This is a genomic window from Streptomyces sp. NPDC003035 (assembly GCF_042888285.1).
In the GTDB taxonomy this organism is placed as follows: Bacteria; Actinomycetota; Actinomycetes; order Streptomycetales; family Streptomycetaceae; genus Streptomyces.
On the sequence record NZ_JBIAPJ010000005.1, the window covers coordinates 142,388 to 155,628 of the forward strand.

13 protein-coding genes are annotated in these 13,241 nt (G+C 70.5%); 8 read left to right on the forward strand and 5 right to left on the reverse strand.

Going from position 1 to position 13,241, the window contains the following annotated elements; translation table 11 throughout:
• The first annotated feature begins 12 nt into the window (after positions 1-12).
• The 3 genes from ACFYV5_RS17300 (at position 13) to ACFYV5_RS17310 (ending at position 4,070) form a co-directional block, all read left to right on the forward strand.
• Positions 13-861 (forward strand): hypothetical protein, encoded by an 849-nt coding sequence (locus ACFYV5_RS17300; RefSeq protein WP_389169115.1) that lies wholly within the window; start codon positions 13-15, stop codon positions 859-861.
• Positions 862-911: 50 nt separating this feature from the next.
• A complete protein-coding gene (locus ACFYV5_RS17305; RefSeq protein ID WP_389169117.1) occupies positions 912-1,748 on the forward strand; it encodes an RNA repair domain-containing protein in 837 nt (278 codons plus the stop codon).
• A gap of 366 nt (positions 1,749-2,114) precedes the next feature.
• Positions 2,115-4,070 carry a PIG-L family deacetylase gene (locus ACFYV5_RS17310; RefSeq protein WP_389169119.1) on the forward strand — a complete coding sequence of 652 codons (1,956 nt, stop codon included), beginning with the start codon at positions 2,115-2,117 and terminating at the stop codon, positions 4,068-4,070.
• Positions 4,071-4,164: 94 nt separating this feature from the next.
• On the opposite strand, the gene tuf is transcribed toward ACFYV5_RS17310, so the two are convergent.
• The 5 genes from tuf to ACFYV5_RS17335 form a co-directional block, all read right to left on the reverse strand.
• A complete protein-coding gene (tuf, locus tag ACFYV5_RS17315) occupies positions 4,165-5,358 on the reverse strand; it encodes an elongation factor Tu (RefSeq protein WP_355105091.1) in 1,194 nt (397 codons plus the stop codon).
• A gap of 150 nt (positions 5,359-5,508) precedes the next feature.
• Positions 5,509-7,638 carry an elongation factor G gene (gene fusA / locus ACFYV5_RS17320; protein ID WP_355105089.1) on the reverse strand — a complete coding sequence of 710 codons (2,130 nt, stop codon included), beginning with the start codon at positions 7,636-7,638 and terminating at the stop codon, positions 5,509-5,511.
• A 39-nt stretch (positions 7,639-7,677) separates the two neighbouring features.
• The gene (gene rpsG, locus ACFYV5_RS17325) at positions 7,678-8,148 is read right to left on the reverse strand and encodes a 30S ribosomal protein S7 (protein ID WP_003966970.1); all 471 of its coding nucleotides are present in this window, start codon (positions 8,146-8,148) and stop codon (positions 7,678-7,680) included.
• A 2-nt stretch (positions 8,149-8,150) separates the two neighbouring features.
• Positions 8,151-8,522, reverse strand: coding sequence for a 30S ribosomal protein S12 (rpsL, locus tag ACFYV5_RS17330; protein WP_003948652.1), 372 nt, complete (start codon positions 8,520-8,522; stop codon positions 8,151-8,153).
• Positions 8,523-9,312: 790 nt separating this feature from the next.
• Positions 9,313-9,762: a helix-turn-helix transcriptional regulator gene (locus ACFYV5_RS17335; RefSeq protein WP_355105087.1), complete on the reverse strand. Its 450-nt coding sequence runs from the start codon at positions 9,760-9,762 to the stop codon at positions 9,313-9,315.
• 229 nt (positions 9,763-9,991) lie between these two features.
• Between ACFYV5_RS17335 and ACFYV5_RS17340 the strand changes: the two genes are divergently transcribed.
• The 5 genes from ACFYV5_RS17340 to ACFYV5_RS17360 all read left to right on the forward strand — a co-directional run bounded on the left by ACFYV5_RS17340 (position 9,992) and on the right by ACFYV5_RS17360 (position 13,109).
• A complete protein-coding gene (locus ACFYV5_RS17340; RefSeq protein ID WP_355105085.1) occupies positions 9,992-10,324 on the forward strand; it encodes a WhiB family transcriptional regulator in 333 nt (110 codons plus the stop codon).
• The gene (locus ACFYV5_RS17345) at positions 10,317-11,036 is read left to right on the forward strand and encodes a hypothetical protein (RefSeq protein WP_355105083.1); all 720 of its coding nucleotides are present in this window, start codon (positions 10,317-10,319) and stop codon (positions 11,034-11,036) included. Before ACFYV5_RS17340 ends, ACFYV5_RS17345 begins: the two co-directional genes overlap by 8 nt.
• The gene (locus ACFYV5_RS17350) at positions 11,030-11,236 is read left to right on the forward strand and encodes a hypothetical protein (RefSeq protein WP_355105081.1); all 207 of its coding nucleotides are present in this window, start codon (positions 11,030-11,032) and stop codon (positions 11,234-11,236) included. The genes ACFYV5_RS17345 and ACFYV5_RS17350 overlap by 7 nt, the downstream gene beginning before the upstream one ends.
• Positions 11,237-11,972: 736 nt before the next feature.
• Positions 11,973-12,380, forward strand: a complete 408-nt coding sequence (locus ACFYV5_RS17355; protein WP_355105079.1) for a hypothetical protein — start codon at positions 11,973-11,975, stop codon at positions 12,378-12,380.
• Positions 12,381-12,506: 126 nt separating this feature from the next.
• Positions 12,507-13,109, forward strand: coding sequence for a phage tail protein (locus ACFYV5_RS17360; protein ID WP_355105077.1), 603 nt, complete (start codon positions 12,507-12,509; stop codon positions 13,107-13,109).
• The last annotated feature ends 132 nt before the right edge of the window (positions 13,110-13,241 follow it).

The window sequence follows — 13,241 nt, forward strand, 5'->3', positions numbered from 1 at the left end:
CTTCACTCGGAATTGCTGGCCCCGGTCTTCCGGATCCTCGGTGTGCGGCTGCCGCCCAAGGCATCCATCGAGGTGCTCACCCCGGACACCACCGAATTACGGCCCCTCGAACGGCGCGTGGACAGCGTGCTGCGCGTCGAGCCGTCCGACCGCGACGGGTTTCTGCTCGCCATCGAGGCCCAGGGCCGGCGCGACCCGGACAAGGCGTCGAGCTGGACCTATTACCTCGCGTACCTGCACGCGAAGTACGGCGTCCCGGCGCTGCTCCTCGTCGTCTGCCAAGACCGAGGCACCGCCCGGTGGGCGGCCGGTCCCTTCACCATCGGTGTCGACCACTGGACCTCGCTCACCACCCGTCCCCTTGTCCTCGGCCCGGACAACGTGCCGGTGATCACCGACCCCGCCGAAGCATCGCGGAACCTCGCGATGGCCGCGTTCTCGGCCATGACTCATGGCCGGGATCAGCAGGCTCCGGCGATACTGGAAGCACTGGCAGAAGCCCTGGGTTCGGCTGACCCCGATTCCCTCTCGTACTACGCGGAACTGCTGGAGATCGGTCTGGGTGACACCCCGGCCAGGAAGACCTGGAGGAACTTGATGGTGGGCAGCTTCTTTCCCGGCCGAGGCACTCTCGTCGAGGAGACTTATCTCAAGGGCAAGGCCGACGGCGAAGCCGAAGGAAAGGCCGAGTCGGTCCTCCGCCTGCTCGCCGGGCGGGGCGTCCCCGTCCCCGAGGTCATGGCACAGCGGATCAGCGGCTGCACCGACTCCGACACTCTCGACCGGTGGTTCGACCGCGCCATCACGGCCGTCCATGCCGAGGAGTTGTTCGCCGACGAGGCCCCCGCGTCCGCCGAATAATCGGACCCCGGGCGCGGACCGTGCGTCCGTTCCCGGGGAGGCGCACCGTCATGCATACCAGTGACGAGATTTACCACCGGGTGCTGTGGGATCCCCGCTTCGATCCGGAGCGCTTCGTGATGGGGATCGCCGAGCGCGGGGCCCCGCCGAAGCGGGTGGCGTTGCCCGACTTCGTACCGGGTGGGGAGATCCCCTGGCACCGGGTGCTGTTCTTCGAGGCCGACGGGGAGCTGGTCTGGGACCGGGCGACGGGGGTGGACCGGCTCGGGGAGATCGTGGCGGTCGAGGGCGAGGTCGTGCCGCCCGGGGAGATCCTGGCCGTAGCCCCGACGAACCGTACGGCGGTGGCCTGGATCCCGCCGCGGCGGCTGTGGCCCGCCATCCAGCACATCCGCCGGGTGCACGACCGCCAGATCCACCGCTGGCCCCCGCACGTCAACGTCCTCTTCGGCTTCGTACCCGAGTCCGACTTCGAGCGGGCCGCCCCGCTGGTGGCCGCGGCGGCGCGGCGGACGCCGCCGTTCCGGGCCCGGCTCGCGGGCGTCCACTGGTTCGGCCACCGCGAGGACGCCACGGTCTGGCTCGACCCGTGCGCGGCCGGCGAGGCGCCCTGGGCCCGGCTCCGGGAGGGCCTGGAGGCGCGCTTCCCGCTCTGCGGAGGCCGGGCCAAGGGCTTCACCCCGCATCTCTCCCTCGGCCGCACCCGCGACCCCCACCTGCTCGCCACGACCTCCGAAGCCCTGCTCGGCAGCGCGACGGCCCGGGTCGCCGAGCTGGTGCTCCTGTCCCGCCGCGAGGACGGCCCGATGCGGATACGGGCGACAGTGGCGCTCGGTACGGGCGAGGTGCGGTGGGCCGACGAGGACGACACCGAGGGCCGTACCTGAGCAGGACGACTCAGTTGCGCGTGCTCGTCCCGCACTTCTGCGGCAGCTCGTCGAGGTCCTTGCTGCGGTCGTACGGGTCTGAGGCCGGCCCCAAGGCCCCGGCGGCACCTCGCGGCCGCCCGCGCGAAGTGCGCGCCGCCGCACAACCCGCGGCGCCCCCGAGCCGTCTAGCTAGGCGCGGATCTCGGCCTCGACCAGGCCGTCCGCGGCTTCGGGGACTCATCGGGACCGGTTGGCAGCACGGGGGAAGCAGCAGTGGATCACATACGCGAGCCCAGGACGGGTGCGCCCGCTCGTCGACGCACCGTTCTCGCGTCGGCCGCCGCAGCCGCGGCCCTGGGAGCGGCAGCCCTCGCCGGGTGCTCCGTGCCCTCTCCGCGGCGGGCCGGGCCCACCGCGGACCCCGCGCCGGGGATGCCGATCGCCCGTACGCGGCGCGCGCAGCTGATGCAGTTCGCCGCGCACCCGGACGACGACCTGTACTTCATGAATCCGGACACCCAGCGGATGCTCGACGCCGGTGTCCCGCTCGTCTCCGTCTACGTGACCGCCGGCGAGCACACGGGCCGCAACCGCGTCGCCGGGATGCCGGAGACGCCGCCCGACCGGGCCGCCTACTCCTCCGCCCGCCACCAGGGCCTGCGCCAGGCGTACGCGACGCTCCTCGGGCTCGACATGTTCGCCCCCTGGCAGAAGGGCGTCGTCACGCTCCACGGCGGGCGCCGGGCCGAGATCGACACGCTCGTGCACAACGGCCGCCGGGTCGAGCTGATCTTCCTCAATCTGCCCATGCACACCTCACGGCGCTACATGGCCCTGCCCGCCCTGTGGCACGACCGCGCCCTCGAACTGCGCGCGCATCTCTCCGCGGGCTCCCCCGTCGACCGTTCCGACACCTACGACCACGACCAGCTGGTCGACGTGCTCGTGGGTCTCCTCGACCGCTACCGGCCGACCGTCGTCCAGACCCTCGACCCGGACCCCGACATCCAGCTCAGCGACGAGGCGACCCGCAAGCGCGACAGCGAGCAGCCCGGCTACTCCGACCACGGCGACCACACCGCCGTCGCTTGCTTCTCCTGGGAGGCGCTGATCCGCTGGGTCGCCGGCACCGCCCGGAGCGGGGGGACGATACCGGCGTTCGTCGCGACCGCCTTCCGTGGCTACTACAACCGCCACTGGCCCAAGAACCTCCCGCCCCAGGTCCTCAAGGAGAAGGCCGGGCATCTCGTCCCGTACGGCGGCGATCCGTCCTGGGAGTGCGGCAACCCCTCGGGCTGCGGCGACTACGGCGTCGGCGGGGACCGGCCCCTGACCAACAAGAAGGGCTGGGTGCGGGCCACCCACCACCGCTGGCCGGGGACCGGTCCGGCCGTCGTCACCCGGCCCGACGGGCGGCTCGACGCCTACGGGGTGCTCGGGCTGCGTGCCGTCCGCTGGCGGGAGACGGAGCGGGGCTCGGGCCTGTGGGGCGAGCCGGAGGACCTCGGCGGCGGGCCGCTCGCGCCCGCGCTGGGCTCTGCCACGCTTCCCGACGGGCGGGTCCTGCTCTTCGGGGTGCGGTTCGCCGCGCTCGGGGGCCATGGCGGCCCGAACAGGCGGGAGGTTGTCCTCCTGGAGCAGCGCTCCCCCGGCGGGCCGTTCCTCGCGTGGCGGGGCCTCGGCAATCCGGAGCGGGGCGACGACCGGGGGCGCAGGATCGGCGTGCCGGTGGCGGTGACCGCTCGCGACGGCCGGGTCCATCTCTTCGTACGCGACGCGGACAAGGGAGTGTCGACGCGGGTACGGGAGGCCGACGGCGACTGGAGCGCGTGGCGGGTCCTGGAGGGCGGCGTCGAGGTGCAGGACGGGCTGAACGCCGTGGTCGACGGCTCCGGCCGGATCCATGTCCTGGCGGCGGGCCGGGAGTCCGTCGCGCACTGGATCGACGGCAGGCTCGCCGATCCGCTGCCCCTGGCCGGCGACCCGGTCTCCGCCGTCCCGGCCGCCCGGGGCGTGGGGGTGTACTACCGGAGGCCCGCCGACAAGGCGCTCCTGTCGAGCGCGAGCGGCGGGAACGCGTCCTTCGACGGGTACGGCCCCGTGGCCGCCGCGGCGGACGCCGACGGGACGGTGCTGCTCGGCAGGGACCTGCGCGGGCGGATCCAGCTGCGACGGGGCGGCCGGCTCTGGACCCGTACGCAGGGAGCGGCGCCCGTGCAGGCGGCGGCGCTGTGTCTCGTACCGGGCGGACCGGGCGGACCGGGCGGACCGGTGGCCGTGGGTCTCGGCGCCGACGCGCATCCGTGGCTGTGGCGGCCGGTCGCGGCGCCGCAGCTGTAGGAAACGACGAGGGCCCCCGGTCCGCCGCGAACGGCGGGCCGGGGGCCCTCTTATGACGCTCCGTCAGGAGCGGCACAGGTCAAGCGATCGACAATTACTTGTTGATCTTGACGACCTGGCCGGCGCCCACGGTCCGACCACCCTCACGGATGGCGAACTTCAGGCCCTCCTCCATGGCGACGGGCTGGATCAGCTCGACGGTCATGGAGGTGTTGTCGCCCGGCATGACCATCTCGGTGCCCTCGGGGAGGGTCACGACGCCGGTCACGTCCGTGGTACGGAAGTAGAACTGCGGGCGGTAGTTGTTGAAGAACGGGGTGTGACGGCCACCCTCGTCCTTCGACAGGATGTACGCCTGGGCCTCGAACGAGGTGTGCGGCGTGACCGAGCCGGGCTTGATGATGACCTGGCCGCGCTCGACATCCTCGCGCTTGATGCCACGGAGGAGCAGACCGACGTTCTCACCGGCCTGGCCCTCGTCGAGCAGCTTGCGGAACATCTCGATGCCGGTGACCGTGGTGGTGGTCTTCTCGGTCTTGATACCGACGATGTCGACGGTCTCGTTGACCTTGAGGACACCACGCTCGATACGACCGGTGACGACGGTGCCACGACCGGTGATCGTGAAGACGTCCTCGATCGGCATCAGGAACGGCTTGTCGACGTCACGCTCGGGCTGCGGGATCGCCTCGTCGACGGCGGCCATCAGGTTCAGGACCGACTGGCCCCACTCCTTGTCGCCCTCGAGCGCCTTGAGCGCCGAGACCTTGACGACCGGCAGGTCGTCGCCCGGGAACTCGTACTCGGAGAGGAGCTCACGCACCTCGAGCTCGACGAGCTCCAGGATCTCCTCGTCGTCCACCATGTCGGCCTTGTTCAGGGCGACGACGATGTACGGAACGCCGACCTGGCGGGCCAGGAGCACGTGCTCCTTGGTCTGCGGCATCGGGCCGTCGGTGGCCGCGACCACGAGGATGGCGCCGTCCATCTGCGCCGCACCCGTGATCATGTTCTTGATGTAGTCCGCGTGACCGGGGCAGTCGACGTGGGCGTAGTGACGCGACTCGGTCTGGTACTCGACGTGCGCGATGGAGATGGTGATACCGCGCTGGCGCTCCTCAGGAGCCTTGTCGATCTGGTCGAAGGCCGAGGCCTCGTTCAGGTCCGGGTACGCGTCGTGCAGCACCTTGGTAATGGCGGCCGTGAGGGTCGTCTTACCGTGGTCGATGTGACCGATGGTGCCGATGTTGACGTGCGGCTTAGTCCGCTCGAACTTCGCCTTCGCCACGGGGGTCCTCCTGGAGAGTGGTTCTGTACGCCTTACTCATCGGCGCCAGGTGATCTTTGCTGGGATGCCAGTCGCCGGGGCCCGTTCCTCGGGTTTCGGGGGCTGAGCCCCGGCGACTGGTGTCAAGCCTAAAGCGTGAACTTGGGAGAGTTACTCGCCCTTGGCCTTCGCGATGATCTCCTCGGCGACGTTCCGGGGAACCTCGGCGTAGGAGTCGAACTGCATCGAGTAGCTTGCGCGACCCGAGGTCTTGCTGCGGAGGTCTCCGACGTAGCCGAACATCTCCGAAAGAGGCACGAGGCCCTTCACGACGCGAGCGCCGCTGCGCTCCTCCATGGCCTGAATCTGACCACGGCGGGAGTTGATGTCGCCGATGACCTCACCCATGTAGTCCTCGGGCGTGACGACCTCAACGGCCATCATGGGCTCAAGGATGACGGGGGAAGCCTTGCGCGCGGCCTCCTTGAAGGCCTGCGAACCGGCGATCTTGAACGCGAGCTCGGACGAGTCGACCTCGTGGTAGGCACCGTCGAGAAGGATGACGCGGACGCCAGTCATCTCGTAGCCGGCCAGGATGCCGAACTGCATGGCCTCCTGCGCACCGGCGTCGACCGAAGGGATGTACTCCTTCGGGATGCGGCCACCGGTGACCTTGTTCACGAACTCGTACGAGGCGTCGCCGCCCTCGATGGGCTCGATCGCGATCTGCACCTTGGCGAACTGACCGGTACCACCGGTCTGCTTCTTGTGGGTGAAGTCCACGCGCTCGACGGCCTTGCGGATCGTCTCGCGGTACGCGACCTGCGGCTTGCCGACGTTCGCCTCGACCTTGAACTCGCGACGCATACGGTCGACGAGGATGTCGAGGTGAAGCTCGCCCATACCACCGATGATGGTCTGGCCGGTCTCCTCGTCCGAGTGAACCTGGAAGGAGGGGTCCTCCTCCGCGAGACGCTGGATGGCGACACCCAGCTTCTCCTGGTCACCCTTGGACTTGGGCTCGATGGCGACCTGAATGACCGGCGCCGGGAAGTCCATGGACTCCAGGATGACCGGGTTCTTCTCGTCGCACAGCGTCTCACCGGTGGTGGTCTGCTTCAGGCCCATGACGGCGACGATGTCGCCGGCGCCCACCGAGTCGATCTCCTCACGCTTGTTCGCGTGCATGCGGTAGATCTTGCCGATGCGCTCCTTCTTGCCCTTGACGGAGTTCAGCACCGAGGTGCCGGCCTCCAGGCGACCGGAGTAGATCCGGACGAAGGTGAGCTTGCCGAGGTGCGGGTCGCTCGCGATCTTGAAGGCGAGCGCGGAGAGCGGCTCGTCCTCGGACGGCTTGCGCTTGACGACGACCTCGGCGTCCTTGACGTCGTGGCCCTCGATGGCCTCGACGTCCAGGGGCGAGGGGAGGTAGCGCACGACCGCGTCGAGCAGGGGCTGAACGCCCTTGTTCTTGAACGCGGTGCCACAGAAGACGGGGGTGATCGTCTTCTCGCCGCCACCCTTGCCGGAGGCGATGGTGATACGACGGATCGCGGCGTACAGCTGCTCCTCGGTGGGCTCCTGGCCCTCGAGGAAGAGCTCCATGATCTCTTCGTCGTTCTCGGCGACGGTCTCGACCAGCTTGCCGCGCCACTCTTCAGCGGCCTCGGTGTGCGTGGCCGGGATGTCGACGACGTCGTACATCTCGCCCTTGGTCGCTTCCGCGGACCAGACCAGGGCCTTCATGCGGACGAGGTCCACGACACCCTGGAAGTCCATCTCGGAACCGATGGGGAGCTGCATGACGATCGGGACGGCGCCGAGGCGGTCCACGATCATGTCGACGCAGCGGTGGAACTCGGCGCCGGTCCGGTCGAGCTTGTTGACGAAGCAGATACGCGGGACGCCGTAGCGGTCCGCCTGACGCCAAACGGTCTCGGACTGGGGCTCCACACCGGCCACACCGTCGAACACCGTCACGGCGCCGTCGAGGACGCGGAGCGAACGCTCCACCTCGACGGTGAAGTCGACGTGACCCGGGGTGTCGATGATGTTGATCGTGTGGTCGACGTCCTCGAGCGGCCAGTGGCAGGTCGTCGCGGCGGACGTGATGGTGATGCCGCGCTCCTGCTCCTGCTCCATCCAGTCCATCGTGGCGGCGCCGTCGTGGACCTCACCGATCTTGTACGAAACGCCGGTGTAGAACAGGATCCGCTCGGTGGTGGTCGTCTTACCCGCGTCGATGTGGGCCATGATGCCGATGTTGCGCACCTTGGCCAGGTCAAGCGAAGTGGTAGCCATAAGGCTTCAGTCTTCTCTCGGTCTCGATGTGGGGTGCGACTACCAGCGGTAGTGCGCGAAGGCCTTGTTGGACTCGGCCATCTTGTGCGTGTCCTCACGCTTCTTGACCGAAGCACCGAGGCCGTTGGAGGCGTCGAGGAGCTCGTTCATGAGGCGCTCGGTCATGGTCTTCTCGCGACGGGCGCGGGAGTAACCCACGAGCCAGCGGAGCGCGAGGGTGGAGGCGCGACCGGGCTTGACCTCGATCGGCACCTGGTAGGTGGCGCCACCGACACGGCGGGACTTGACCTCGAGGGACGGCTTCACGTTCTCGAGGGCGCGCTTCAGCGTGATGACCGGGTCGTTGCCGGTCTTCTCGCGGAGGCCTTCCATGGCGCCGTAGACGATGCGCTCGGCGGTGGAGCGCTTGCCGTCCAGCAGGATCTTGTTGATCAGCGAGGTGACAAGAGGAGAGCTGTAGACCGGGTCGATGATGACCGGGCGCTTCGGGGCGGGGCCCTTACGAGGCATTCTTACTTCTCCTTCTTGGCGCCGTAGCGGCTGCGAGCCTGCTTACGGTTCTTGACGCCCTGCGTGTCGAGGGAACCGCGGATGATCTTGTAACGAACACCCGGCAGGTCCTTCACACGGCCACCACGCACGAGCACGATGGAGTGCTCCTGCAGGTTGTGACCCTCACCCGGGATGTAGGCCGTGACCTCGATACCGGAGGTCAGACGCACACGCGCGACCTTACGGAGGGCCGAGTTCGGCTTCTTCGGGGTGGTCGTGAACACACGCGTGCAGACGCCGCGACGCTGAGGGGAACCCTCGAGTGCGGGCGTCTTGTTCTTCTCGACCTTGTCCTGCCGGCCCTTCCGGACCAGCTGCTGGATCGTAGGCACTACTTCTCCGGTTTCTGTGTGCCGTCGTCAAACTAACCTGAAACTCAGCACCGACCCACGCGGTCGGGTGTGTCGAATACTGCGGACCTCCGCCGAGGGCGGAAAAAGCGCAGATTGCGGTGGCCGTTGACGAACTCGCCGTGCGGTTGAGGACACGCACACGAGCCCAGGCACACCCCAGGCACAAGGTCTGAGCGTACCTATCGCATGGACTCCGGTCAAAACAAATGCCCACGGGCCCCGAAGCGGGGCGGACCTCGGAGGACGGCGGGCGGGGCCTGGCGCGGGCTCGGGGCGTGAGTGCGGGCGTGGGTCGGGACCTGGAGGCGGGCCCGAGGCGGGGCCGCCGGACCGGGCGTGGCTCCGCTCGCGGGGCGTGGGTGCGGGTGCCAGTCGGGACCGCCGGATTGGGCCTGGCGTCCGCTCGCGGGGCCTGGCGCGGGGCCGAGTCGGGCCTGGGTGCGAGGCCGAGGCGGGGCCGCCGGACCGGGCCTGGCGTCCGCTCGCGGTCCTAGTCGGGGCCTGGGTCCGAGCCCGGGTCGCCGGGCCACGCCTGGCCTGGCGCGGGCTCGGGGCGGAGTGCGGGCCCGAGCTCGGGTTCCTGGGTCCGAGCCCGGGTTCCTGGGTCCGAGCCCGGGTCCAGCGTCACCGGGCCGGGCCCGGGTGCGGGTCGCCGGGCCGGCGCCGGCTCGCGGGACAGGTCCGACTCGCGGCCGGACGCACCGAAGAGCCGGGTGGACATCACCTCGGCTCTCCCCCACGACCGGACCCGGGCCCCACCCGGCCCGGGTCAGTCCCGCGCGGCGCGACGCCCCTCGGCCCGCTCCCCGCCCTCCGCGTCGTCCGCGTCGGGCTCCAGGAACTGGTTCACCACCTTGACGAAGACCCCGAGCCGTTCGTCGGGGACACCGAGCCAGCGCGCGAAGTCCTCCATGGTCGGCTGCCAGTCGTTCGGCGGCAGCAGATCCTCCGCCAGCGGCAGCTCCTCCGGGGTCACCCGGCCGGACCGGATGAGCATGTCGCGGACGGACACCCCGAGGAGCGGGGCGATCCTGCGCATGGTCTCCAGGTCGGGCATGCTCTGCCGCTGCAGCAGTCGGGTCACGGCGGCGCGGTGGACTCCCGCCTCGTCCGCGATCCGCGACTTCCCGCCGCCACGCGGGCTGTCGATGTCGTAGCCGCGCGCTCTCATCAGGCCTTCGACCCAGCCTGCGAATTCATCCAGCCCACGAGTGGTCATGTACCGCTCCTCACTCTCCAGGCGCCTCACTCTAGCGTGCTTGCGCGCACGGAATTACGTGGTTTCCAGTGCGCAATCGTGTCGAATCCGTAAAGAGGTCTCCACATGTTTGTTGCGCGCCCGCACGCAACATGTCACGCTGGCTCGCCGCCGAACACATCGGCCTCCTGAGCCCCAGGGACCCCACAGGCCCCGCGGGCGCCCATGGGCCCCGGACCTGGAGTACACGTTGCTTCCACTCGACTCCCCCGCCTGGCAGGCCGCCGCCGCATGCGCCGACCTCTCCCCGGCCGTCGTCTTCGCCCGCCGCGCGAAGCAGGCGGCCCCGGCGCTGCGCGCCTGCACGAACTGTCTCGTCCGCCGCGAGTGCGAGGAGGCGGTCGCACCGGCGGAGAGCTTCTTCGACGGCGTCTGCGCGGGCCGCCTGTGGCGCAACGGCCGCCCGGTCCCGGAATCGCGTACGGGGGTGGGCACCGCGTCTCGTACGACGCCGCTCCCCGCGCCCGGCACCGCCTCCGCCGCCCCCGCCGCCTCATCCTCCGCTGGGAGCGTCCGTGTCTGACCGCGCCATCGACAGCGTCCTCACGGACATCGCCCTGTGGACGGCCTCGCTGGTCCGCCAGTTCCCCGAGCTCTCCGAGGAGCTGGCGCCCGGCCGCCGCTCCCCCGTCGGCACCGCGCCCGCCGCGCCCTCCCCGGCCCGGGACGAGCTCATCCGTGAGGAGCGCCGCGAGGCCCTCCTCCTCCAGCAGCGGCACGGCCTGGTCGTCCCTGGCCACGGCGCCGCGCCGATCCGGCTGCACATCTCCGACGCCATCCGTGACATCACCGACGGCGTGGTGGAGCTGGAGGAGGCGGTACGGGCGCGGCTCGGCCTGCCCCGGCCGGCGAGGGCGCAGGTGATCGAGCGGCTCCGGCGGATCGTCGCGCTGCTCGACGACGTCGCGGCCGACCCCGATCTGGCCCGGCACGTGCGCGACGAGCTGCGCCGGATGGCGCGGCGCTGTGCCCGCACGCTCGGCGACACGGAGCCGGTCGTACGGGTGTCGGGGCGCTGCCCCTGGTGCGACTCGGTGTCGCTGCGGGCCTTCCCGGACCGGCGGGCCGTGCTCTGTGTGAACCCGGCCTGCACCTGCACGGTGGAGGACTGCGGCTGCCAGGACGACCCGGCGTACCGCCACCTGTGGCCGGAAGCGGAGTGGGGCGAACTGGCGGATGCGGCGGGCTGCCGTACCGAGGAACTCGAAGCCGCGATGGAGGAGACCCCGTGCTGAAGTCCCTGTCCCTGCCGGCGCTGATCCCGGGCCCGCTCGCGGCCGAGGAGGCCGGCGTCGCGCCGGCGACGATCCGCAAGTGGGTCCAGCTGGGCCATCTGCGGGCGGCCGGCAAGGCGGGCCGCGCCCAACTCTTCCGTCTGGAGGACGTCTTCGCCGCGGAGCGTGCGGCCCGCCGCCGCCCAGGTCTCTCCGTCTGATCCCCTGCCACCAGGAACGCCCCCTGTCCTCTCCGGACAGGGGGCGTTCTGTCGTACCGGGAGCGCGGGACGTCAGCGCGGCCGAGCAACCCGGCGCTCCACACGTACCGCAGCCGTCGCGCGCGGGCGCGTCCGCGCGCTGATCGCGACGGGCCGGTTCGAGGAGGCACGGGCGCGGGCGGAGGGCGCGCGGCCGGAGGGTGGGCGAGGTCGGGGAGACCGGCGGGGACTTCGCGAGCCCGCGCGACGCGCGCGGGCCGTCGTTCGCGAGGAGCGCGCGCGTGCACGCCCGCCGTCGGCGTACGGCCCGCCGCCCCGAGGCGACGCACACTCTCGGGCGGGCCCTGCCGCGGCGCAGGCCGTCGGCCCTGGCGTGGCGTGGCGCGCTGCACGCCGACCCACCGCCCCCGCAGCGGCGCTCCCTCGGACGGACCGGGCCATGGCGCACCGCCCGTCGCCCAGTCATCGCACACCTCGGGAACCCTCCGGCCGCCAAACCGTGCCGGACCCGCGGCGCGGGCCCCGCCCGGGCCCGTCCAGAACCCGGTCCCCGAATTAGTTGCGTGCGCGCACGCTCTCTGTCACAGTTGGTGCAGCGGCGGAGCTGTGCCCGCAACACGGGCCACAGGCTTCGCCGTTCGCCGTCCGGGAGCGCTCCGCGCCCCCTTCCCCCTCGCCCGCGTCGAGCGCCCCGGGCGGCACCCCCTCCCGCCATCCCTCTTCGAGGAGAACCGTCATGACCACTCCCCCGAGTGCTTTCCCAGACGTCGAGAAGCTGGTCGTCGACGTCCTCAAGGCCGACCCGGCCCTGGCCGGCGTCACGGTCGCCGTGCAGGCGCCGGCCGGCTTCGACGGCACGCAGAGCGCCGTCCTGGTGAACCGCCGCGGCGGTGCCTGGATCGGTGATCTGCACGTCGACAAGCCGCTGATCGAGTTCGAGGTGTACGGGCCGACCAAGAACGCGGCCCACGTCCTCGCCAACGCGGCCCGGCGCTCGCTGCTCGCCACCATCGGCAAGCAGATCGGCGTCAACCAGGTGCACGACGTGGAGGAGATGGACGGGCCGCGCTGGCTGCCCGACTACCTCTACCGCGGCGCCAACCGCTACCTCTGCGTGATCCAGCTCTCCCTGAGCGTCTTCTGATCCGGTCCGGCTCCCTGACGGACGCTCACCCCACAGACCAGGCCTCGCCAACTGGCGGGGCCTTTGCCGTACCCGGGCCAGATGCCCGGGGCGGCGCCCTCACCCCATCCCAAGGAGAAACCCACCATGGCAGGAAACAACTCGGCCGAGATCCGCGTCGCAGGCGTAGGCAAGCTCTTCGTCGCCAAGGTCGGCACCGCGGTGCCGGCGTTCGGTACCGACTCCGCCACCGACTGGAAGGACTGGACGGACCTCGGCTTCACCACCGGTGACGGCGTCACCTTCTCGAAGAAGGACAAGCTGGAGGCCATCGACTCGTGGCAGTCGGTCTCTCCGGTCCACTACATCTACTCGGCTCGTGACCTGTCGCTGAAGTTCTCGATGCTGCAGTTCAACGAGGACACGCTGCCGTTCTTCATGGGCGGCGGCAAGGTCGCGCTGGAGCCGACCCCGGCGGTCGACACCTACCGCTACGAGATCGCCGAGCGTCCGTACGCCGACGTGCGCGCCCTCGGCCTGGAGTTCACCGACGTCAAGGCCGGTGGCACCACCGCGGTCACGTACCGCTTCATCATCCCGCGCGGTCAGGTCACCGCCTCCGACGACATCAAGCTGGCCCGTAAGGCGGCGTCCCAGCTGGGCGTCACCTTCTCCGCCATGTCGAACGGCGACGGCAAGCCGCTGGCCACCTTCATCATGAAGGACAACCAGTACTCCGCGACCGTCTGATCCCTCTCCACCCGGGGCGGGGGGGGCCCCCCCCCCCCCCCCCCCCCCCCCCCCCCAAAAAAAAAACAAACAAAAAAAAAAAAAAAAAAACACCCCGGAGACGGGAAACCCCCCGCCCCCCCACCCCAGGGG